This is a genomic window from Psychrobacter sp. 1176_08 (assembly GCF_052850615.1).
Map to the genome: position 1 here is coordinate 144,625 of NZ_VXCU01000003.1, position 23,877 is coordinate 168,501.

Sequence of the window (23,877 nt, forward strand, 5' to 3'; positions counted from 1 at the left end):
AATGAGGTTTCAGTTTACTGCACGTTTTTTTATGGCTCTTGACAGAAAACTGGTAGAATACATCGCCGTCAATTCTTGCTGGTTTAGCCCCTTTAATAAAGGGATAAAATAAGCATAGATATGAGCGATAAAAAGTTTAAAAACGAATTGATAGAATCTACAGAATTTGCGAAATCAGCGGGTAATATGAATGTAAGAAGTAAGCGCTGATAAGCACCTTTCACAAAAACACTTTAGTAATGATAGTCACCTTAGTTTTTCAATAGACAGATTAATCGATAGATTGATGTATAGGAGCAGGTAATGAATTTTTTGCGCATGAGTGAGCTGAGCTTAACGGATAAAGTAGTGTTGATTCGAGAAGACCTAAATGTACCTATTAAAGATGGTAAAGTCACGAGTGATGCACGCCTGCAAGCAAGTTTGCCTACCATCAAATTGGCATTAGAAAAAGGCGCTGCTGTTATTGTTTGCTCACACTTAGGGCGTCCCACCGAAGGCACGCCTGAAATGATCTACTCATTGGCACCCGTGGCAGATTATTTGACAGACAAACTTGGATCAAAGTTATCGACGCCCGTTAGTCTCAATCGCGATTATCTAACGCAAGGCGTGTCTATTAAAGCTGGCGAAGTCGTACTACTCGAAAACGTGCGCTTTAATGCAGGTGAAAAGAAGAACGATGCCACTTTGGCCAAAAAATACGCCGACTTATGCGATGTGTTCGTAATGGATGCTTTTGGCACAGCGCACCGTGCGCAAGCATCAACTGAAGGTGTCACCCAAGCCATGCGCCAAGCCGACAAAACCGTGTGTGCAGGCCCACTATTGGCAGCTGAACTTGATGCATTGAGCTTAGCACTTGAAACGCCCGCGCAACCAATGTTGGCTATTGTTGGTGGATCAAAAGTATCTACAAAGCTAGAGGTTTTGCACAGTTTGGCAGAAGTTTGCTCACAAATCATCGTCGGTGGTGGCATTGCCAATACTTTCTTAGCCGCTCAAGGTCATAGTGTTGGCGCTTCTCTCTACGAAGCGGATTTGGTTGATACTGCTCGTGAGATCATGACTAAAACTGACATTTTATTGCCAGAGTATGTGGTCGTCGCCGATAAAAATGAGATTGATTTCGATGATTTCACTGGCTCATTACAAAAGGCAACCGCCACTATTAAGTCGGTCGATATGATTGGCGATAACGATATGATATTGGATATCGCACCAGAAAGCGCCACTCAGCTTGCTGAAGCAGTTATCAATGCGAAAACCATTTTATGGAACGGGCCGGTAGGTGTTTTCGAAGTAGATGCTTTTGGCAATGGTACGCGAATTCTAGCCTCAGCGGTAAAAGACAGTGCCGCTTTCTCAATTGCAGGCGGCGGTGATACCTTAGCAGCCATTGATAAATATCAGGTAGCCGATGGGGTAAGTTATATGTCTACAGGTGGTGGTGCTTTTCTAGAATTTGTAGAAGGCAAAGTACTCCCAGCCGTAGCAGCGTTGCAAATCGCAGTATAATCCTTTAACGGATTTCTTGATTTATTAACATTAGATGTACAGTTGGTGGTAAGTATCTAAGTTAGGCTATAAAAATAATGTGGTGACAAGCTGGTTTTAAAATTTATTAGTAAGCGTTTTGGAAGTGGCCGGTCATTAATTATTATTAAGTAGTAATTATTTGTTTCTATAATGAAAATTGTGATTGCATGTCTCATTTGTGCTCTATAAAATAGCGCAACCATGTATTTTGACATGCTTTATTGATGAGAGGTTTATTATGTTAAAACGTCATTTATTACTTGCTAGCATATTGGCTGGTACTTTCGCAGTTACTGCTTGTAGCCAACAAACAGAAGACAATGCCGAAGCTGCTGTTGAGTCTGCTGGTGATGATACCGCTGCAAACGCTGACGCTGCTGCTGCTGAAACTCAGGAAACAGCTGCTGAAGCTGAAGTTGCTGCACAAGATGCAGGTGCTGAAGTTGCTGAAAGCGCTGAAACTGCTGGTGCTGATGCTACCGATGCACTAGCAAATACTGGTGAAGCGGTTGTGGTAGGTGCAAATGAAGCCGTTGCCAATACTGCTGAAGTGGTTGCCGATGGCGCATCTGCTGTTGAGAATAAAGCCAGTGAAAATGCAGTAGAAGCAGAGCAGCAGTACTAAGCATTTGATGAATGACCAAGCAAGTCGCAGATCTATGATTCGCTAAAGCACAATAAAGGTCGTTCATTTCCTTATAAGCCCTCAAAATACTAGAAAAGCCTTGGTAATTACCAAGGCTTTTTGCATTGCCAATTTTTAATTCCATTTATTGTCGTTAAGTGCAAGGCTTGTGCACAACAAAGGCTAAATCTGCAAATAGATAGATAAACAAATAGTGTGGCAACGGCTACGAAGACCGCGCATTTTTTGCTATAATTGTCGCGTACTAATGACCCTGTATTGCTTATTCCAAAGACGAAGGATAACTGTGCGTGACTTATCACGCGTTAATCGTTATCACGTCAAAGGTTTCGGGTTAGTGATTCTCACGTTTTATTCCAAAAGCGGTTGTTTGAAAAGTTGTTTTTAATTCATTATTCAAAATTTAATCAGAGAGCGTTTTATGGCTTTAATATCCTTGCGTCAACTTCTAGATCATGCTGCTGAACATAACTATGGTGTGCCTGCCTTTAATGTCAATAATTTAGAGCAGATGCGTGCAATCATGATGGCTGCGGATGCTTGTGACTCACCTGTCATTGTCCAAGCCAGTGCTGGTGCCCGTAACTATGCAGGATCCGCATTTTTGCGTCATCTGATTATCGCAGCTATCGAAGAATGGCCACATATACCAGTGGTCATGCATCAGGATCACGGTATGTCTCCTGCTATTTGCCAACGCTCAATTCAACTTGGTTTTTCATCCGTGATGATGGATGGCTCGCTTGGTGAAGACGGTAAAACGCCAATGGATTATGATTATAATGCCAGTGTTACCCGTGAAGTAGTTAAGATGGCACAGGCTTGTGGCGTTTCCGTAGAAGGCGAGATTGGCTGTTTGGGAAGTCTTGAAACAGGTATGGCAGGCGAAGAAGACGGCTCTGGCGCAGAAGGCGTATTGGAGCACGATCAGCTATTGACCAGTGCTGACGAAGCTGAACAATTTGTTAAAGATACCAATGTCGACGCACTGGCCATTGCTATTGGTACCAGTCATGGCGCTTACAAGTTCACGCGCCCACCAACAGGCGATATTTTATCTATTGAGCGCGTAAAAGAAATCCATGCCCGTATTCCGAATACTCACCTTGTGATGCATGGCTCATCGTCAGTGCCACAAGAGTGGCTAAAAGTGATCAATGAAAATGGCGGTGATATCGGCGAAACTTATGGCGTACCTGTTGAACAAATTGTAGAAGCGATTAAGCATGGCGTACGTAAAGTGAATATCGACACCGATTTGCGTTTGGCGTCAACTGGTGCTATTCGTAAATTCCTTGCAGAAAATCCAAGTGAGTTTGATCCACGCAAATACTTCAAAGCCTCTATGGTAGCCATGTCTGATATCTGTACCAATCGTTTTGAAGCATTTGGTTCAGCAGGTCAAGCCCATAAGATTCGCCCGACCAGCCTTGAAGGTATGGTTAATTTTTATCAGTAATTCAGACCAAGAAAAGCTGGTTATTGACGATAATATGGCATGCTCATGGCAGCCCCTATAAGAGGTAGTAGTGATGATTGGATTGATTACCGGACAGGTGCAGTATCTGATGGCACCCATGGTTTGTATCATGACGACCTCTGGTGTGGGTTATGATATCGAGCTGCCATTACCGTCATTCTGTCAATTGCATCTCAATGAGCAGGCCAGTATTTGGACGCATTTTCATGTGCGTGAAGATGCGCAACTGCTTTACGGTTTTATTGATCGTAAAGAGCGCGATGTCTTTCGTCAGTTGATTAAAATCAATGGCGTAGGAGCAAAAATGGCGTTAGCCATGCTGTCTGCGATGTCAGCTGCTGAACTGAAGATGCATGTGGAACAAGAGTCAGAGACAGCCTTGACTCGTATTCCAGGTATTGGTAAAAAAACAGCACAACGCCTACTGATCGAGCTTAAAGACAAGCTTAAAAACATCGACGTTGATAATTCATCCCTCGAGTTCACACATCAGCCTATCGCTGTGTCTCACGAAGGCAGTATTGTCGCTGAGGTAGAAGGGGCATTGATCAGTTTGGGTTATAAGGAAAGAGAAGCTCAGCAAGCCATCAAAGCGGCAAAAAGTAATGGCGATGTGTTCGCCGATACGCAAGGACTTCTAAAGGCCACGTTAAAACAGCTCTCCGGCTTTTGATGTTCCCAGATTTGATTTGACAAAAGTCATCATTAATAAGTATCAAAACAATAAGCGACATTAGATGTCGCTTATTTTCGTTCTGGCAAGGGTTTTCTGAGGTTTTGCATGACTTATGCGTAGCGTTTGGTTATGCTATTTGGTACTCAATTTTTTTAATATAATGATAGAACTTATGATGCAAGATCGTTTAATTAATCCGCTAGAAGGAGCCAGTGATGCGCCAGACGCCAATATTCGCCCAGCATTACTGGCAGAATACATTGGTCAGCCGGTTGTACGTGAGCAAATGGAGGTTTTTATTGGCGCTGCACGAGGCCGTGATGAGGCGCTGGATCATACGTTGATCTTTGGTCCACCAGGTTTGGGTAAAACGACGCTTGCCAATATCATCGCTCGTGAAATGGGTGGTAATCTGCGGTCAACCTCAGGCCCTGTCCTTGAGCGACCAGGCGATTTGGCAGCGATGTTGACCAATTTAGAAGCAGGTGATGTGCTATTTATCGATGAGATTCACCGCTTAAGTTCGGTGATTGAAGAGATACTTTATCCAGCCATGGAAGATTTTCAACTTGATATTATGATTGGTGAAGGGCCTGCTGCACGCTCTATTAAGCTTGATTTACCTCCTTTTACATTGGTTGCAGCGACGACAAGAGCGGGGTTATTGACATCGCCTTTACGTGATCGCTTTGGCATTGTTCAGCGTCTTGAGTTTTATAATATTGCTGATCTGACAACGATTGTCAGCCGAGCAGCTCGTCTCATGCGTGTACCAATGAGTGAAGACGGTGCGATTGAGATTGCTCGTCGTGCTCGTGGTACTCCTAGGATTGCCAATCGCCTGTTACGCCGTGTGCGTGATTATGCCGAAGTTAAAGGTGATGGTAGCATCAACGGGGCAATAGCGGGTAGTGCGCTGGATATGCTAGCGGTTGATAGACGTGGTCTTGATCATTTAGACAGACGTTATATTGAAATACTGCACGAGCGTTTTGATGGGGGACCTGCGGGCGTAGAAGCCGTCGCAGCAGCCATGGCGGAAGACCGCGGTACGCTTGAAGATGTGATTGAACCCTATCTCATTCAACAAGGATATGTACTGCGTACCGCTCGTGGACGTGTATTGACTCAAATGGCCATTGACCAGATGTTATAGTACTGCACTGTAAAAAATGACAGATGATGTGTTTATATACTGCAGTGGCAATAAGGTTAAAGGGTTGGTAAAAAATGCTCGTGCTTCCATTAATAGCACACGCATTTTTTATTGGGATAAGAGTTATTTAGGCAGAAGCAGGTATAGGGTGGGGCCAAATCTTACCTGGATTTAAGATATTGTTGGGATCAAGGGCAGCCTTAATTGCTTGCATTAGCACCAAAGCGTTTCCATGCTCTTGCTGCATATATTTTTGTTTGCCTTGACCAATGCCATGCTCACCTGTACAGGTGCCATCCATCTCAATAGCACGCTTGGCGAGTCGTCCTATAATATCTTCAGCTGTTGCTATTTCTGTAGGGTTATCCGTATCGACCAGTAACAGAACATGGAAATTACCATCACCGACGTGACCAACAATAGGCCCAATCATACCAGACGCTTCGATATCCTTTGCCGTTTCACTGACGCACTCAGCTAGACGTGAGATAGGCACGCAAGCATCGGTAGATAAGGCACTGGCTTTAGGTCTCAGAGCAGAACTGGCATGATAAGCATTGTGCCGCGCTTGCCAAAGACGTTTGCGCTCAGCTTCATTGGTGTCCCAAGAAAAATCCTTACCACCAAACTCTTCGATGATCTCCGTAAATATTTGCGCTTGCTCTTGAACACTTGCTTCCGTGCCATGAAACTCTACAAATAACGTTGGAGTTTCGGTCAGACTCAGATTATCGTACTGATTACAGGCTTTGATTTGCAAGGCATCAAGCAGCTCAATACGAGCAATAGGCAAGCACATTTGAATGGTCAGCATCACGGCTTGACAGGCGTCTTCAATGGTTGGAAAATGACAAATGCCGCTGCCAATACACTCACTGATGCCAAATAGTTTGAGCGTAATCTCTGTGACAATACCAAGCGTTCCTTCTGAACCTATCATCAATCGCGTTAAGTCATAACCGGCCGCTGATTTTTTGGCGCGTGTCCCTGTTCGCACAATGTCGCCATTTGCCGTGACCACCTCTAAAGCAAGTACCACGTCTTTCATGGTGCCATAACGTACAGCATTGGTACCTGACGCGCGAGTGGCAACCATGCCGCCAATACTGGCATTAGCACCAGGGTCTATCGGAAAAAATAATCCAGTATCACGTAAGTAATGATTCAATTGTTCACGCGTCACGCCCGGCTGTACAGTAACAGTCAAATCCTCGTTGTTGACCTGCAAAATAGCATCCATGGCATGCATATCGATGCAAAGTCCACCAAAAGGTGCATTTAATTGACCTTCTAAAGAAGAGCCAATACCAAAGGCAATCACTGGCATATGGTGTTGATTGCAAATCTCTACCGCAGCAGCGACGTCGTGTTTATCCTGTACAGTCAATACGGCATCGGGCGGCTGATTGGCGAGCCATGTCATGGTATGACCGTGTTGCTCACATACTGCTGTATTGGTACTGAGCTGTTGACCGAAGCGGATTCTTAAATCAGCAATCGCAGTACCATAATCTGGTTTTATACTGTCGTTCATAATAGAGTCTGGCAGAGAAGACATGACTGGCTCCTACATGTAAAAGGTATTTTCAGCCAAGCAAACAAAATATAAAGCTGAGTGATCACTTACTTTATATTTTGTTTGAAAGACAAGCAAACGAAGAGGTAGAAACCACACTCAAACGGAAGGAGCGTTTATTATAAAATATCGTGAAGTCATAACAATTCACGAACACTATTGTCATAAAGTACTATCGTCGTAAAATATTGTCGCCGTGAATAGTATCAATAAATTAAGCTAGAATACGCCAAACCACCATTAAGAGTGCCAACAAATAAAAGAGTGGTGCGAACCATCCAACTTGTGTTGCAATCGCAATAAACACCGCAAATCCTGCCAGTGTTATCCAGTCACGGCGGCGATCATTGAGCATATCAGCCCGTATTTGCTGTATTTCTCGCAGTTGACTGTCTTGACGTGAGCCTTGTGAGGCCAGACTTTGTAATCCTTGATCGAGTAATTTAGGAATATCAGTGGTAGATAACAAAAGCTCTGGTAACTGTGCTCTTAGCTGTTGCAAGTTACGCATAGGGTCTAGTTGTTCTTTAATCCAGCTGCTTAAAATAGGTTTGGCAAGTGACCAAATATCAAGATCGGGATAGAGATCTCGCCCAAGTCCTTCCACATGGACTAAGGTTTTAAGGAGCAGCATTAACTGTGGTGGAATACTCATATGATGGCGACGCGCAATGTCCAAAATCTGCATCAATACACCCGCAAAATCGATGTCATTAATGGATTTTTGTAGCATTGGACCGACTGTGCGTTTCATATCGCGCATCAATGCATGCTTATCGGTATTGGGCGGTATCCAGCCAGCACGGCTGACAATATCGACCATTGCCGTAAAGTTGTTATTCATGACTGCCAATAACATACGCGCTACGATCAGTTGATCGTCTTTTGACAAGGTGCCCATAATGGCGCAATCGAGTCCGATATAGCGCGGATCATGACCTAAGTCTACTGCTGACATATCAGTACTGAGTGTTTTTACAGGGGGTGTTTCTACAAAAACATTGCCCGGATGCATATCGGCATGAAAGAAATTGTCACGAAAGACTTGAGTAAAAAATATGGTTAAGCCTTTTTCTGCCAGTGCGGCACGGTCATAACCAAGCTTATCAAAGACTTCTACTTGTGAGATAGGAACACCTTGAATACGTTCCATTACTATCACATTTTTGGCAGCATCGTAGACTTCAGGCACATACATCAATGCCGAGCCTAAGAAGTTGTTACGCATTTGCGTGGTATTGTCTGCTTCAAGCGTCAAATCTAGCTCGTTGAGCATGACTTGACGGTAATCTTCGACAATATCGATGATATGTATCGCCCGTGCTGCTTCAATACGCGCGGATGCCCAATTGGCAAGCTCACGTAATAGCTCAAAGTCATCAACGATGGTGGTACGAATATCGGGACGCACCACCTTGATAACTACTTCACGCCCATCATGCAAAGCAGCGGTGTGCACCTGAGCGATTGAGGCGGCCGCTAAAGGTTTGACGTCGAAACGGGCAAACAACGTCCCGATACTTTGGCCAAGACCATGTTTGGGATCTTGTATTTGCGCAATGGCGACATTGGAGTCAAATGGTTTGACCTTGTCTTGTAGTTGTACCAGCTGCGCAATGATTTCAGGCGGTACCAGATCACGACGGGTAGAGAGCAGTTGTCCCAGTTTTAAAAACAGGGTACCCATGTCTTCAAGCGCAAACTTAATGGCATTGGGTTGATGTTTTTTACCCCAAGCGGCTGGGTGCAAGCGAATTAACCGTGCAACAGGTTGCAGCTGCGGCGCTTCTTCTACAGAGAGGTGCGTGTCAATACGGTAAGTTGCGGCAATACGCCAAAGCTCTAGTAAGCGTGCGCGATGAGATAATAGCATGTGATATAGGTACTCTAAAGAAAGTCGAAAACAGAACGGGGCTGTACTTATTTATAGAAAATGCTTAGTCAGTAGTAATAATCATCGATTATTCATCCATTGAGCCTGCTCATTTTTGATAGCAGCCAATCTGGCTTCTTCACGCTCAATATCAGAACGCAGCTTTAGCAGTTGCTGCTTGAGGTCATTCACTTCTGCCACCTCAGTGGGATCGGCTGCACGGTTACCTGCGACGTCATTGGCCCAATCACTCACATCATCAAAAGCGCGTTTGGCACTATGGCGCCAGCTGCCTTTGAGCTGCGATATCAGCAGATGCAACTGACTTGCCATCGGTCTACCAATAAAAGGCTCTAGTTGAGCTGCGACATCTGGATCAAAGCCTGCCACCAATTGCTTGAGTTGCATCAAGACCTTATAGTCACCAGCAATTGGTAAATTGCCTTCAGCACCGCGCATTAGATTCAGTAATTGCGCTGGGTTATCAACGCTGATGACACAGTCAGGACGGCTATGACCCATCCGCGCGCGCTCCATACTGGCTTTTTGGCGTTCATCCATCTGACCACTTGGTTCAAATACGCTCTCTGTCGTCACAGGCTCGAACCGCAGCCGATCATGAGTGAATAAGATATCTAAGTCAATTTCAGGCACAGCCATGTTTAGTCGTAGCACTTTTCCTGCGAGCGGTGCCAATCCAGCTTTGGTAATCTCGTCACTTGCAATCGCAAAGTTAATTAGCTTTTCGGCACCTGCCAAAAGTAGGACAGTTAGCATAAGGCTCTCGCATCTTTGGTTGAGCGCCTGTAAAAGACGCATCGTTTATAAAATCAGTGGTTACGACCAGTTGAGATTGTCAGTTTTATTCTCTTATTGATTTTTTATCATTACGCTTTAAAACCACGATGCACAGCGACAATACCAGCGGTTAGATTATGATAATCACAGTTCTCAAATCCAGCCTGTTGCATCATTTGTTTCAACGTCTGCTGATCAGGATGCATACGGATTGATTCAGCCAAATATTGATAACTCTCAGAGTCATTAGCAATAATTTTACCCATCATTGGTAATGCGGTAAATGAGTACAAATCATATGCTTTCGACAGTGGCTCAAACACAGGTTTTGAGAATTCTAAGATTAGTAATCGACCGCCTGGTTTGAGTACACGATACATGGCTTTTAGAGCCGCATCTTTGTCGGTGACGTTGCGTAGACCAAAGCTGATGGTGACCAAATCAAAACTCTCATCATCAAAAGGCGCTAAGGTTTCAGCGTTTGCTAGGACAAAATCTACGTTGTTGCAGCCAGCATTGATTAAGCGCTCACGACCTACTTCTAGCATGGCGGCATTGATATCTGATAATACAACGTGCCCGTTTCTACCCACCTCACGGCTAAAGACTTTGGCTAAGTCACCCGTACCGCCAGCGATATCAAGTACATGCTGACCAGAACGCACGCCTGATAAGCTGATCGCGTAGCGTTTCCATAGGCGATGAATACCAAAAGACATCAAGTCATTCATGATGTCGTATTTTTTGGCAACAGAGGTAAATACATCAGCCACACGTGCTTGTTTTTCTGCCTTGTTGACTGTTTTATAGCCGAAATGCGTTTCCTCATTGCCATCAGTATCAGGCGTATGCGGGTTATTGATGTCATCACGCTGATTAAACAGTGTTTGCTTAGGAATTTGAGTGTTGGCGCTACTGCTGACGGTATTATTTATAGGTTTATTCAAACTATCATTATTTGTATTATTGTTTGGCATAGTGGTTTGTTGGCCTTGTGGCGCTCCAGTTGGTAGATCTTGTACTTTGGTAAAATCATTGGTATCGAATGGGTGAGAACTGTCTTTTTTCACCGTCTCAGAGGCCTTGGTAGGTAGAGGAGATTGTCGTGCTTGGGCTTGCGCACTGATGCTTTGATTATGAGCAATGCTGTCTTTGACCAGTTTGTCTTGGAGGTGACCATTGGTAGACGTCGTCTGGTCATGAGGTACGTTATTGTTATTGGTAGTATCGGTCATAGCATTGTCCTTTATTCAGTATTGTGACTGTATTTTATGCAGGTTGTTTTTATGCAGATTTTTTATAAAAGGTATAAAGTAATCGTCAAGTCAGCGAGTTATAAACTCTATGATACACCAAACGCTAATGGCTTACCGCCATTATCCGTATCATGCACTTGGTCAATGATTTCAAGCTCGCGCTCACAAAACGGTTCAATGAATCCGCCAACACTGTCTAGTGGACGCATCGCGACAAACCCAGCGTTAATAAAATCATATAAAGGATGATAGTTATAACGGTAGGCAGTACCTTTGGCTAGAGCAAAAGCTTTTTGCAGCATAAAGGAATTAATATACTTATCTGTGCGATAGCAAACTTCCTTTAAATGTCCAATTTGCACACGTCGAGCGTCTGCTTCATCGACAGCACGATAAGCGGCCAACATATTGTCTTCATTGACGGCTAAATCTTGACTCAAGAGCCACTCCGCTAAATGCAAATCCAATTCTATCGCTAAAATAGCGGCCTGTATCGCCATACTGCCTGTTTCTAAAGCAGCTGCTGGTGCAAAACGCTCCAATTTTTGAGCTTTAGGGACAATACGTTCTAGCTGCTTGGCCAATAATTTAAACTCATCGCCGCCATACAGTTGGGTTAAAAAATAATCTGCCATCAGTTGGTTCTGCGGCTGCTCAAACAGTGCTTGATGAGTGTGCTGAATACGAGCACGTTGCCAAGCTTGTACCTCATCAAGTTTGGTATTTAATGCCACGTCTTGATGATAAGGTAATGCCCAAAAACGGGCCAAATGCTGTTGTAAATCGGCTAAAGCTGCCATGACAAGTAAACCTACGTAAAATTAAAGAGAAATAAAAAATGGCAATCATATGATGGTTATTCTTATGCTTATCGTTGTCTATTAAAGCACGCATCTAAGATTGTGTTCACCTTAAAAGAAAACAATGCAGAATACAAATGCCAAACTGTTACATAGCATCGTTATTTACTGAATGAGTCGAGTGCTATGATTAAGCTGACATGCTTTCAATTATAAAGGGATTGTAGTTATGAGCCAAAAGAATAATAAGACTGAAGCTGCGATACCGCAAGCGGTCAGTGCTCAGTTTAGCGAAGACGTTATTGAGCAGCGTTTAATACCAAACCCTTTGAGCCAGTTTTCTATGGACAAAGATACTCTTAGATTGGCTTTGGTTACTGCTCAATATGCTCTGCGAGCAACGCGGCAACGAGCCCCAGTCACCACCAATAAGCCAACAGGGATATTGGTACTGGTTAATGGGATGGAGCAGGCGGGCAAGGGGACAGCCGTCAAGCAACTTCGAGAGTGGGTAGATCCAAGGTTACTAAAGGTGGAGGCGACCGTTGGTGGCTGTCCTCTAGCGTATCAACCGATTTGGCAGGCACACACCAAGATGATGCCGCGTCATGGTGATGTGATGGTATATTTTGGTAACTGGTATGCAGATTTACTCTATAACACCATGCGTATGGCCATAGCAGAAAGTAAAGATACGGATGAAAGCTCAGAAGATAACGAGTATAAAAAGGCAGGTTGGCAAGCCTATTTTCAGCAGCAACTTGTCAAACTGCAAACGTTTGAAAAAGACTTAGTGGCCAATCAAACCAAACTACTTAAGTGTTGGTTTCACGTCGACGTTGAAACACTACAAGCTCGCCTGAACGATACAGAAGCAGACCCACAGTTTTTGTATCAAATTGATTGGCACAATGAAAAAGTGATTGAAACCTTTAACGAGGTAGCCGTAACGCTGCTACGACAGCAAGATGATTGGATTATCATAGATGGCAAAGATAAATCTCAAGCGGCCAATCATTTTTGTCATGAAGTACTACAAGCAATGCAAAATGCGCTAACGAGTAGTCAGCCAAGTACGACAAAAAGTCAGGTAAAGCAATCACTGTCCAATAAATCAACGCTTCATAAGTCAAAATCTGATAAAACACTTGAGTCAGCGTTTGAACCAGTCAAAATACCTGCGTATTTAAAAGATATCGAAAATTCAAAAATAGAGAAAGCTGACTATCAGAAAGCGTTAACAGCAAAGCAAGCACGTCTTGCCGAACTGCTTCGCGCTCGTAATGGTCATCACGTGATTTTTGCATTTGAAGGCATGGATGCGGCGGGTAAGGGTGGCGCCATCAAAAGATTGGTTGCGCCTCTGGATCCTCGTGAGTATCAAATTTATAATATTGGCGCGCCAATGCTATATGAAGCAGAGCATCCTTATCTATGGCGTTTTTGGACAAAACTGCCAAATCAGCAAACAGATCGCATCAGTCGTATTGCCATTTTTGATCGTACTTGGTACGGGCGCGTATTGGTTGAACGTGTCGAGGGGTTCGCCGCTGATAAGGAGTGGCAGCGCGCTTATGATGAAATCAATCGTTTTGAGGCAGATCTTGCAGCAGTGGGCACAGTTGTTATCAAATATTGGCTTGCCATTGATAAAAAAGAGCAGCTAAAACGTTTTGAAGCCCGCGAAGAGACACCGCACAAACAATTTAAATTAACAGAGGATGATTGGCGCAATCGTGATAAATGGTCAGACTATGTTCAATCTGCCGCTGATATGCTAGCACGTACTGACACAGCCGATGCTCCATGGTGCGTGGTAGCAACCAATAACAAACGTCAAGCGCGTTTAGAGGTTCTAGATCATGCGATTAAGCAGCTATCAGTAGCCTACGGCCTATGATAGCTACTTAATGTCTATTCTATAACTGAGATTTTATCGCTACGTATACGTGACAGTCAGGCTTTTCATCTCGAAACAGCCCACGCAAAAAGGGTATAATTGAGTATTGAACGAAGAAATTATCCATACAACGCATGGATAGTTACAAATCTCGCAATATCATCATGCATTGTGCGCTTATATTTAATATAATAGGCGCGTTATGACTTCTGTTAGACATGAAACAATCTTATTGAACAGAATGTTCTTATCGCTGGATATGGTTGACCTAACTGTGTTGGTCAATATTGCAACAGACGCAATTACCGTATCATTAGCACCATTACAATAGTATCACTACGAAATATCTAAGCCGCAAGATGCTGTAATCAGATGATTTGGCAACGCTACTTGCGGCTTTGTGACATATTGGGTGATGTGTTTTTTGCTTTATCTCGTCTTTTTGATTTAAGTAAGAGAAATAAGTAGATCGAATGTTAAAAGTAAACAAAATCGCTGGATATACAGCGTAATATCATCAACCGCATATAATTTCAATCAGCTTACGCAGGACGTATCAACGTATGGGTATTAGCAACAGTTCTACAGAACCAGCAAAATCAGTTGGCTCTATGAGAATAAATCTATTTTTTGCCATTTTACTGATTGCGATGACCGCCTACTTTTTGTGGTGGGGTCTAGATTACACAATGCGTCAACAGATGACGCTTTTTATTGTTGCGACCGCTTTTGGTGTCTTTATGGCATTCAATATTGGTGGTAATGATGTCGCTAACTCCTTTGGTACCTCTGTTGGTGCAGGAACACTGACGATTCCGCAAGCCTTAGGTATAGCAGCGATATTTGAGGTCTCTGGTGCAGTACTGGCAGGTGGTGAAGTGACCGACACCATTCGAAGTGGAATTGTCGATTTAGACGGGTTGTCAGTGTCACCCAACCAGTTTATTTACGTCATGTTATCAGCACTTATCGCTGCCGCATTTTGGTTGTTGTTTGCAACCAAAAAAGGATTACCTGTTTCAACCACTCACGCCATTATCGGCGGTGTCATTGGTAGCTCAATCGTATTAGGTATCACGTTAGGTGGTACTGATATGGCTCTATCTACAGTAGATTGGGGCACTGTTGGGACAATTGCTATTTCTTGGGTATTGTCTCCTTTATTAGGTGGCGTTTTTTCTTACCTTTTATACGGACAAATCAAGAAAAATATCATTGAATACAATGATAGAACAGAGGCACACATTGCAGTGCTCAAAGGGGACAAAAAGACCTTAAAGCAAAACCATAAAGAGTTTTTGGACGGCCTCACTGAGTCAGAGCAACTGGCTTATACGTCAGCGATGCTGCGCGATCAAGAAATCTATAAAGATGATGATTGCGTTGTTGAAGATTTGGAAACCGACTATTATAAGCAGCTATATGAAATCGAAAACGAGCGTGGCAGCCTTGATACGCTAAAAGCACTCAAGCAATGGGTGCCTATCATTGCAGCGGCTGGCGGGGCAGTGATGACGTCTTTGGTCGTGTTCAAAGGTCTTAAAAACGTCAATAGTGGTATGACGACGCTGCAAGGTTTTTTAATCATGGGCATGATTGCGGCGCTCGTATGGTTAGCAACCTTTATTTATACCAAGAGTATTCGCGGTAAGCATAAAGAAGATTTGACCAAAGCGACGTTTATTATGTTTAGCTGGATGCAGGTCTTTACTGCTTCTGCTTTTGCCTTTAGTCATGGCTCTAACGATATCGCTAATGCCGTGGGTCCCTTTGCTGCCATCATGGATGTCATTCGTACCAATAGTATTTCTACAGAAGCCGCTGTACCACCTGCTGTGATGTTGACATTTGGTGTGGCGCTTATCGTGGGTCTTTGGTTCATCGGTAAAGAAGTCATTCAAACGGTGGGTACAAACTTGGCAAAAATGCATCCTGCTTCTGGGTTCTCTGCTGAGCTGGCGGCAGCGGCTGTTGTTATGGGCGCCTCTACCATGGGTCTACCTGTATCGAGCACGCATACGCTAGTTGGGGCTGTACTTGGTATTGGTATTGTCAATAAAGATACTAACTGGGCGCTTATGAAGCCAATTGGCTTGGCGTGGATTATTACGCTACCTGCTGCAGCTATCATGTCTGCCATCAGTTATCTGGTATTGAGAAGCATTTTCTAAAGCAGCGCTCAACAACGTAAGTCTCATGAATGTCAGCGATTAATAGCTGATTACTTACCAAAAAAAACGCCTAGCGCTATCTTATCGCTAGGCGTTTTTTATATCCGCTTAATGGTTAAGCTGTGCCAAACTGCTGGCGTTTTTTGGCAAAAAAGCGATCTAAGCGATCCATCGCATTTTCTAAATCATTCAAATTTGGCAAGAATACCAAGCGAAAATGATCAGGCTTGTCCCAATTGAATCCCGTACCTTGTACCATTAATACGTTTTCTTCGATAAGTAAATCCATCATAAATGCCATATCATCTTCGATAGGATAAACCTTAGGATCAATCTTTGGGAAACAATAAAATGCGCCTTGCGGCATGGTACAAGAAATACCTTTAATTGCATTGAGTCGCGATACCGCAAGCTCACGCTGTTTGTATAAGCGACCAGTTTTTGAAGTCAAATCTTTCATGCTTTGATAGCCGCCCATCGCTGTTTGGATGGCATATTGCCCTTGGACATTAGAGCACAAACGCATAGATGCCAGCATATCCAAACCTTCGATGAAGTCAGCAGCATGTTGCTTGCGACCGGATACCATCATCCAGCCTGCACGAAACCCTGCAATACGGTGTGATTTTGACAAGCCGTTATATGACAGAACAAGTACATCGTCAGTCAAGGTGCTCATCGGTGTGTGTACGGTATCGTCATAGAGAATACGATCGTAAATCTCATCAGCCATGATGATCAAGTCATACGCTTTGGCGACTTCGATGATTTGCTTGAGTAAGTCGTCGCTATACAGCGCACCTGTTGGATTATTAGGGTTAATCACCACAATGCCTTTTGTTTTACTGGTGATTTTAGATTTTATGTCTTCGATGTCAGGTTGCCAGTTGTCTTCTTCATTGCAACGATAATGCACCGCTGTACCGCCAGATAGATTGGCCGCTGCAGTCCATAGAGGATAATCAGGCATTGGAATTAATACTTCGTCACCATCGTTCATCAAAGCCTGCATGGTCATGACAATCAACTCAGAGACGCCATTGCCAAGATAAACATCACGAACATCGACTGCTGATAACAACCCTTTTGATTGGTAATATTGCAGTACCGCTTTACGTGCTGAAAAAATACCTTGTGAATCTGAGTATCCTGTTGCTTCAGACAAATTCATAGCCACATCTTGCAAAATTTCATGAGGCGCTTGTAGGCCAAAAGGTGCAGGGTTGCCGACGTTAAGCTTTAAAATGCGTTTGCCTTCAGCTTCCATTCTATTAGCAGTTTGCAATAGGGGACCACGAATGTCATAGCAAACGTTTTGTAATTTATCAGATTTTTTTATTGTGTTCATAGAGTGACCATTCATTGCATTGTTTGGTGAATATTGACGAGTATCAGAAAGTGATGCTGATGTATTTATTAAAATTTTATTCTTATTATCGGTTGGCAAACTTGCTGACATAACGCTATTCAGATTTGCATGCTGTTGTGACTGATCATCGGTAGATGCTGCACTATTGGCAGCATCATTCTGATGTTCCCCGCGTAATAGGTAGCCTTCGCTGCACCCCAAAATACGTGCAAGGGTTGGTAATTTGGATGAGACAATACCGTTTGTTCCACGCTCCCAATTAGAGATGGCACCACGGCTGACTTTGGCACCTGCGGCTGTCATTGCTTGTGCCAATTGTTCAGCAGTAAAACCTTTATCGCGGCGCAACTGTACTAGACGCGCAGCCTGTGTACTATTGCTTTTGTCATCGATCATAATTACCTCAGTGCTTTTAATCCATTGATTTGTAATAAAGAACTGGTTACAAAAATAGAAAGTGTTAGTTTTAGCGTCATATCAATGCAAGATATTATTGCATAAATTATGATAACGCAAGCCTACATGCAAGTTATTTTAAAAATCATATTAATTGCAAGAATAACTTGCATTGTATACTTAAATATCTCATCTAAAGTCCTAAAATTTTTCAAAATGGTTTTTATTAAAGTTATATATCGAGATAGTTGTCCACCCTTTGGTACTTAATCTAGATTTGCTTCTTTCATAAGCCCTATTATTCGTTGTTATCAGTATCATTCTTGTACAGCACGACTTGAATATTGGATAGATAACCAAAAGATAGAGGTTATCGTTTAATAGAACGGTGATGCTTTGATAGCAGGTTAAACGTAGTAGAGCAGATAATAAATATTTAAATAAGGACACATTATGCAAGACAATCAATTAAGCAAAGAAGAAATCAGCCAACTGACCGATGCTGACTGGAAAGAGCGTTTAAGTGCTGATGAGTATCACGTCATGCGTGAAAAAGGCACAGAGCGTCCATTCACAGGTGTTTATAATGATGCGACTGATGATGGCGTCTACCGCTGTAAAGGTTGCGGTGCCAGTTTGTTTGATTCAAGCAGTAAGTTTGATGCGGGTTGTGGTTGGCCAAGTTTCGACCAAGGCGTCGATAACAGTGCTATAGATGAACATGTCGATAACTCATTGGGTATGACTCGTACAGAAGTGACTTGCAGCAACTGCGGCGCACATTTGGGTCATGTGTTCCCTGATGGACCACGTGAGACGACTGGTATGCGCTATTGCATTAACTCAGTGGCTATCGATTTGGACAAATCTGAAAAATAGTTTTGAGACCAACTATGATTTGATAGTAGCTTTGAGATGACGCCTTAAAAGAGCAAATAAAGGAAGCACGTGTTGCTTCCTTTTTAATTATTGGCGCTGTATATTAATATTATTAAAGAATAGCGTTACCAATCAAACAGTATTACCTATCAATCAATTTAAGGATAAATGATGAGCACAATTTATGATTTCACCGCCGAGAATATGGATGGAACGTCGCAAGCATTTTCGGATTATAAGGGTAAGGTATTGCTAATTGTTAATACTGCAAGTAAGTGTGGCTTTACGCCGCAATTTGAAGGATTAGAGGCACTGTACCAACAATACAAAGAGCAGGGATTGGTAGTCGTGGGCTTTCCTTGTAACCAGTTCGGTAGCCAAGATCCAGGTAGTAATGAAGAAATTGGTGCTTTTTGTCAAAAGAATTATGGGGTCAGCTTTCCAATGATGGCAAAGGTCGATGTCAATGGGGCAGATGCGCATCCAATCTTTAAATGGCTCAAAGACCAAAAGGGTGGCTTGTTAACTGATGGCATTAAATGGAACTTTACTAAGTTTTTAGTGGACAGTAATGGTCAAGTCGTCGATCGTTATGCGCCAACCACCAAGCCTGATGCAATCAAAGCCGATATCGAACAAGTATTAACTGGCAAATAACATCATAAGATAAAAATAGTTGGTTTTGTATGAAAATATAAAACCAATAAAAACAGATGCTTGCTATAAATACTGATAAAAATATGCAAAATATTTAAAAAAGTAGGAAATAGCGTTTGACAGCCATGCGTAAATCTATATAATACACACCCACAGCAAGGGGACTTAAACAACCCTAGCTGATTAAGTTAACTTAAGTGTGACAACTTATATTAACGAAGCAATACAGAAATTCTTTTTAAAGAGTTTCTCTTGCAGAGCTAAAAAAGCAGTGCTTTTTTTATACGCTCTTCAGGGTGATTAGCTCAGTTGGTAGAGCGTCTGCCTTACACGCAGAATGTCGGCGGTTCGAATCCGTCATCACCCACCACTTATTAGCAAGTGGTTAAAGAAGCTAAAACGACCTAAGCAGCGGTAGTTCAGTTGGTTAGAATACCGGCCTGTCACGCCGGGGGTCGCGGGTTCGAGTCCCGTCCGCTGCGCCATATTTAAAACGAATTTAAACTGTAAAGTTTAAGCAAGTTTCGCCTCAAACATAACTTTGTTTGGGGTTTTTTGTGTCTGTAGTTTTTATCTCTTGTCTGAATAGCAAAAATTTCAGACATATCTCTTTAGTATTTTTCAATATCTTGTCTATATCAAGAAAACATTCCCAAAGTTTTCTACGGCTTTCAATTCTTCTTCTTGGTTTTAGTCATCAATATTACCTTTTATACCATAACTTATACGACTTTTTCTCAAGTCGGTTTTCTGTAACGTGACGTTGACAAGCATACTGCCTAGTTGATATATCTGTGCGACTCATAAAGTGATATATGGCTAAGGGACAAGTTGTGAGTAAAAATAGGAAGTGGGGGATGGATATCGGTCAACGACACATTATCATACAGCGCCGATATGAGGCTCTAGGTGCACTCAATGATTTATTAATCGCTATTTGGTTTCTAATTGGAAGCTTTTTCTTTTTAAATGAATCACTGACTCAAGATGGTACTTGGTTGTTTATCGTAGGAAGTGCGCAGCTGATCATTAAACCACTTATCAAGTTGACGAGTCTGGTACATGTCAAAAAGGCATTTAATAAGTTAAATCAGCACAATGATTATGATCAGTAGCGTTGTTTTAGCAAATGATATTAAATGGGTGCTTTCTCTATATTTCTTAAATCAAGACAGGCATCACCTTGTAGCAAAATGATCAGATGAATGGAGATAAAGTGATGAATCGTAATAACCAAAAACAGATGAATCCTTATGTGAAGTTTACCTTGATGATTCTGACATCAACCGTGGTGATGTATATCATGATGTACTTCAACACCTATGAATGGAATCATATTTATTTTAGTGAGACTAGAGCCTATATGGCGCTATATATGGGTGCAGGAATGGCAGTTATTATGCTGGCATTTATGGCTAATATGTATAAAAAGACCAAGCTTAATTTGATGATTTATGGTCTGAGCGTGATAATGTTTGCTGTGGGTATATGGGGCGTTAGATCTCAAGCCACTGTTAATCAAGTCGATTGGATGAAAGCTATGATACCGCATCATTCTATCGCCATCTTGACTAGCACGAGAGCAGATATAGAAGATCCGCGTGTACGACAACTCGCTGATGATATTATCGAAGCGCAAAAACGTGAAATTAAAGAGATGCAAGCACTAGTCGAAAAATTAGAATAAACTATTTGAAACAAGTCATTTTTATAAGTGATACTTACTACTTTTTCAAACTGTTAAATCTCAATGGTTTGCTGATTTTTATAGGCATTACGATAATCAAATTGTAGTGATTACTATAGTGATTAAGGATACAACATGAAAAACATTATACATTCACGCCTTCCTGTTCTTATGGTAACCATCAGCACTGCATTGCTGTTCAGTGCTTGCCAGCCTGCTAATGAAAATACAAATGTGGCTGAGAAAGAAGCAGTCGCGTCTGACCAGAATACGGTAGCAGATACTCCTTCAATGGATGCTCATGCTGGACATGACATGTCAGATGATACGATGACAGATATGCACCAAGCATACAACGAGTCCATGACTCATATGCATGATGAGATGATGGCTGGTATGAAATACAATGATCCAGATGCTGCATTTGCCCAGGGAATGCTTGGTCACCACATTGGCGCAGTTGACATGGCAGAGATTCAGCTCAAATATGGTGCCGATGAAGAAATGCTACAATTGGCACAAAACGTCATTGATACTCAAAAAGTAGAAATTGAGCAAATGCAGAGTTGGCTAGCTAGTAATCCTGATGCTACTGAACCAATGACTGACACGAAAGCTGTGCAAAAAGCATACGCTGATGGCATGGACGCGATGCATAGTGAAATGATGGCTGCTATCGCTGATACCAATCCTGATAGAGCTTTTGCTCGTGGTATGTTGTCACATCATGTTGGGGCAGTTAATATGGCAACTGTAGAGCTTAAATATGGTAAAAATGAAGAGATGCGCAAACTGGCGCAAGCGATAATCGATGCTCAGCAGCCTGAAATTGAGCAAATGCAAGACTGGTTAGCCAAGAATAAAGAGTAGAAGGTTAACATCTCTTTTGAAGAGTATTTTAAGCAAATTTTTTTTGAAGTGCGTTAGCTATAGTGACTATTCTAAAATCATAGTTAATTATTAAGTGCTGATATATAGATGGTTTTCTTCCATTGATTAATAAAATCCATAAAAAAACCCTCAACAAAGTGATGAGGGTCTTGGCAAATGCCATAATCGAATCAAAGATGATTCAAAAATTTACTACTAGAATGTGGCTCTCCAACCTGGGCTCGAACCAGGGACACACGGATTAACAGTCCGTTGCTCTACCAACTGAGCTATTGGAGAATAGGCTATAGACATTTAATGTCTTACAACGAGCCTTAGAAGTCTCTAACGAGTTCTTGCTAAGTGGGGCGTATTCTAGCAAAGATAAAAAATACGTCAAGCGTTTTTTTGCATAATTGATTAAAATTATCATTTTAATGACGTAATATTAAATTTTTATCCAAAAATCTTAAAATGCGTATAAAAAAGACGCCACATAGAGAGCATATGGCGTCTTTACTTATCAAAATATTCTTGAGATCAGTGACTGTCTAAGATTTATTCAGCAACGTCTAAATCGGCAACCGCTTTTTCGATACGAGATAAAGCATCCTTCAACGTTGCCTCATCGGTTGCATAAGAAATACGCATGTAGCCGCCAAGACCAAAAGCATCACCAGGTACGACTGCTACACCCACTTTCTCCAATAACCATGCTGAAAACTCAGTACATGACGATAGACCAGCAGCTTTTATCAGAGGTTTGATTTCTGGATAGACGTAGAATGCGCCGTCAGGACGTAGGCAAGTAATACCTTTGATATTATTTAAACCATCCACCACCAAATCACAACGCTTTTCAAACGCTGCAACCATTGGCTCTAATACACTCTGATCACCACTGATCGCAGCTTCTGCAGCCACTTGGCTGATAGATGTTGGGCATGAGGTTGACTGTGATTGTACTTTTTTCATTGCACCAATCAGCTTGGCAGGGCCACCAGCATAACCAATACGCCAGCCTGTCATTGCATATGCTTTCGAAACACCATTTAAGATAATGGCGCGGTCTTTAAGCTCAGGGGCTGCATTCAAGATGTTGTAAAACTTATCACCCGTCCAGCGAATGTGCTCATACATATCATCTGACGCCACATAAACGTGTGGATGTTTTTTCAATACTTCAGCGATGGCTTTTAGCTCATCTAGCGTATAAATCATACCAGTCGGATTAGATGGGCTATTTAGTACCAGCATTTTGGTTTTGTCAGTGATAGCGTCTTCTAATTGCTCAGCGGTAATTTTGAAGTCTTGTTCAGCAGGACATTTAACAATGACAGGCACGCCTTCTGCGATGATAACCATGTCAGGATAGCTGACCCAGTACGGTGCTGGGATGATAACTTCATCGCCTGGATTGATGAAAGCTTGTGCAAGGTTAAAAAATGATTGCTTACCACCAACTGACACAAGAATTTCGTTAGGTTCGTAGCTGATGTCATTGTCGCGCTTGAACTTCTCAATGATGGCTTTTTTGAGCTCTGGCGTTCCATCGACAGCAGTGTATTTGGTAAAACCATCGTTGATTGCATCAATTGCTGCTTTTTTGATATGTTCTGGTGTATCAAAATCTGGTTCACCAGCGCCTAAACCAATAATATCTTTACCAGCCGCTTTTAGTTCTTTGGCTTTATTTGTAATCGCTAGAGTCGGTGATGGTTTGATGCTATTAACGCGGTCAGACAGTTGTAACTCGCTCATGAGAGATCCTTTTTATATTGGAGTAGGTAAATCTATTACTAGGGATAGCGCTTTTTAAATTATTGTGCAGGTACTACGTGTTTAGTGACCATCGACAACGATAGGCGCTTTGAGTGTAGCAGTGGAGATTGTAGCATGCTGTTATTGCACTGTCTTATATTGGCGGTAACAGAAGATGACGACTATATGAGCGCAAACATATAAGTTAGAGGAATACTATGATGATAGATAGCGTACATAAGATTTGACATGACTATACGACACGATTTCGAAACCACAACAATAAATACGTCTCCTTACGCTATCATTATTTAGATATATTAAATAAGATGAATAAAACCTTAAAAATATTTGACCAATATCTTGAATATTGCAATCAATCATAAG

20 protein-coding genes and 3 tRNA genes are annotated in these 23,877 nt (G+C 42.3%); 15 read left to right on the plus strand and 8 right to left on the minus strand.

Going from position 1 to position 23,877, the window contains the following annotated elements:
- The first annotated feature begins 303 nt into the window (after window positions 1-303).
- From FW759_RS04975 to ruvB, 5 genes are all read left to right on the plus strand, one after another.
- On the plus strand, window positions 304-1,518 hold the full coding sequence (locus FW759_RS04975) for a phosphoglycerate kinase (protein ID WP_446442363.1): 1,215 nt from the start codon (window positions 304-306) through the stop codon (window positions 1,516-1,518).
- Between the two features lie 259 nt (window positions 1,519-1,777).
- Window positions 1,778-2,164, plus strand: a complete 387-nt coding sequence (locus FW759_RS04980) for a hypothetical protein (RefSeq protein WP_446442364.1) — start codon at window positions 1,778-1,780, stop codon at window positions 2,162-2,164.
- A 442-nt stretch (window positions 2,165-2,606) separates the two neighbouring features.
- On the plus strand, window positions 2,607-3,644 hold the full coding sequence (gene fba, locus FW759_RS04985; RefSeq protein WP_446442365.1) for a class II fructose-bisphosphate aldolase: 1,038 nt from the start codon (window positions 2,607-2,609) through the stop codon (window positions 3,642-3,644).
- A 73-nt stretch (window positions 3,645-3,717) separates the two neighbouring features.
- Complete coding sequence (gene ruvA / locus FW759_RS04990) at window positions 3,718-4,338, plus strand: Holliday junction branch migration protein RuvA (RefSeq protein ID WP_446442366.1); 621 nt, start codon at window positions 3,718-3,720, stop codon at window positions 4,336-4,338.
- Between the two features lie 178 nt (window positions 4,339-4,516).
- Window positions 4,517-5,497 (plus strand): Holliday junction branch migration DNA helicase RuvB, encoded by a 981-nt coding sequence (gene ruvB / locus FW759_RS04995; protein WP_062845046.1) that lies wholly within the window; start codon window positions 4,517-4,519, stop codon window positions 5,495-5,497.
- A 127-nt stretch (window positions 5,498-5,624) separates the two neighbouring features.
- Here the strand turns inward: ruvB and FW759_RS05000 are convergent, their stop codons facing one another.
- The 5 genes from FW759_RS05000 to FW759_RS05020 form a co-directional block, all read right to left on the minus strand.
- Window positions 5,625-7,055 (minus strand): FAD-binding oxidoreductase, encoded by a 1,431-nt coding sequence (locus FW759_RS05000; protein ID WP_446442367.1) that lies wholly within the window; start codon window positions 7,053-7,055, stop codon window positions 5,625-5,627.
- A gap of 232 nt (window positions 7,056-7,287) precedes the next feature.
- Entirely contained in the window at window positions 7,288-8,946 is a 1,659-nt protein-coding gene (locus FW759_RS05005) for an ABC1 kinase family protein (RefSeq protein ID WP_446442368.1), read from the minus strand.
- 81 nt (window positions 8,947-9,027) lie between these two features.
- Complete coding sequence (locus tag FW759_RS05010; RefSeq protein WP_353670128.1) at window positions 9,028-9,723, minus strand: ubiquinone biosynthesis accessory factor UbiJ; 696 nt, start codon at window positions 9,721-9,723, stop codon at window positions 9,028-9,030.
- A 110-nt stretch (window positions 9,724-9,833) separates the two neighbouring features.
- Window positions 9,834-10,721, minus strand: coding sequence for a bifunctional demethylmenaquinone methyltransferase/2-methoxy-6-polyprenyl-1,4-benzoquinol methylase UbiE (gene ubiE, locus FW759_RS05015; RefSeq protein ID WP_095570402.1), 888 nt, complete (start codon window positions 10,719-10,721; stop codon window positions 9,834-9,836).
- A 365-nt stretch (window positions 10,722-11,086) separates the two neighbouring features.
- Window positions 11,087-11,800, minus strand: a complete 714-nt coding sequence (locus FW759_RS05020; RefSeq protein WP_131398097.1) for an FFLEELY motif protein — start codon at window positions 11,798-11,800, stop codon at window positions 11,087-11,089.
- A gap of 229 nt (window positions 11,801-12,029) precedes the next feature.
- On the opposite strand from FW759_RS05020, the gene FW759_RS05025 reads away from it, so the two are divergent.
- The 3 genes from FW759_RS05025 (at window position 12,030) to FW759_RS05035 (ending at window position 15,871) form a co-directional block, all read left to right on the plus strand.
- Window positions 12,030-13,700, plus strand: coding sequence for an ATPase (locus FW759_RS05025; protein WP_443505692.1), 1,671 nt, complete (start codon window positions 12,030-12,032; stop codon window positions 13,698-13,700).
- A 202-nt stretch (window positions 13,701-13,902) separates the two neighbouring features.
- The gene (locus tag FW759_RS05030) at window positions 13,903-14,031 is read left to right on the plus strand and encodes a hypothetical protein (protein WP_446442369.1); all 129 of its coding nucleotides are present in this window, start codon (window positions 13,903-13,905) and stop codon (window positions 14,029-14,031) included.
- 232 nt (window positions 14,032-14,263) lie between these two features.
- Window positions 14,264-15,871: an inorganic phosphate transporter gene (locus tag FW759_RS05035; protein ID WP_062845040.1), complete on the plus strand. Its 1,608-nt coding sequence runs from the start codon at window positions 14,264-14,266 to the stop codon at window positions 15,869-15,871.
- 115 nt (window positions 15,872-15,986) lie between these two features.
- Here FW759_RS05035 and FW759_RS05040 read toward each other — a convergent pair whose 3' ends face one another.
- Entirely contained in the window at window positions 15,987-17,636 is a 1,650-nt protein-coding gene (locus tag FW759_RS05040; RefSeq protein WP_446442370.1) for an aminotransferase class I/II-fold pyridoxal phosphate-dependent enzyme, read from the minus strand.
- A gap of 453 nt (window positions 17,637-18,089) precedes the next feature.
- On the opposite strand from FW759_RS05040, the gene msrB reads away from it, so the two are divergent.
- From msrB to copM, 7 genes are all read left to right on the plus strand, one after another.
- Window positions 18,090-18,515: a peptide-methionine (R)-S-oxide reductase MsrB gene (gene msrB, locus FW759_RS05045; protein WP_062845038.1), complete on the plus strand. Its 426-nt coding sequence runs from the start codon at window positions 18,090-18,092 to the stop codon at window positions 18,513-18,515.
- 171 nt (window positions 18,516-18,686) lie between these two features.
- A complete protein-coding gene (locus FW759_RS05050) occupies window positions 18,687-19,172 on the plus strand; it encodes a glutathione peroxidase (RefSeq protein ID WP_062845037.1) in 486 nt (161 codons plus the stop codon).
- 294 nt (window positions 19,173-19,466) lie between these two features.
- Window positions 19,467-19,542, plus strand: a tRNA-Val gene (locus FW759_RS05055).
- Between the two features lie 38 nt (window positions 19,543-19,580).
- Window positions 19,581-19,657 (plus strand) — tRNA-Asp (locus FW759_RS05060).
- A gap of 348 nt (window positions 19,658-20,005) precedes the next feature.
- Window positions 20,006-20,287, plus strand: a complete 282-nt coding sequence (locus FW759_RS05065; protein ID WP_353670126.1) for a YrhK family protein — start codon at window positions 20,006-20,008, stop codon at window positions 20,285-20,287.
- Window positions 20,288-20,391: 104 nt separating this feature from the next.
- On the plus strand, window positions 20,392-20,859 hold the full coding sequence (locus FW759_RS05070) for a DUF305 domain-containing protein (protein WP_353670125.1): 468 nt from the start codon (window positions 20,392-20,394) through the stop codon (window positions 20,857-20,859).
- Window positions 20,860-20,994: 135 nt separating this feature from the next.
- Window positions 20,995-21,729 carry a CopM family metallochaperone gene (gene copM, locus FW759_RS05075; RefSeq protein WP_353670124.1) on the plus strand — a complete coding sequence of 245 codons (735 nt, stop codon included), beginning with the start codon at window positions 20,995-20,997 and terminating at the stop codon, window positions 21,727-21,729.
- A 224-nt stretch (window positions 21,730-21,953) separates the two neighbouring features.
- On the opposite strand, the gene FW759_RS05080 is transcribed toward copM, so the two are convergent.
- A tRNA-Asn gene (locus FW759_RS05080) sits at window positions 21,954-22,029 on the minus strand.
- Between the two features lie 258 nt (window positions 22,030-22,287).
- On the minus strand, window positions 22,288-23,490 hold the full coding sequence (locus tag FW759_RS05085) for a pyridoxal phosphate-dependent aminotransferase (RefSeq protein ID WP_446442371.1): 1,203 nt from the start codon (window positions 23,488-23,490) through the stop codon (window positions 22,288-22,290).
- Window positions 23,491-23,877 lie beyond the last annotated feature (387 nt).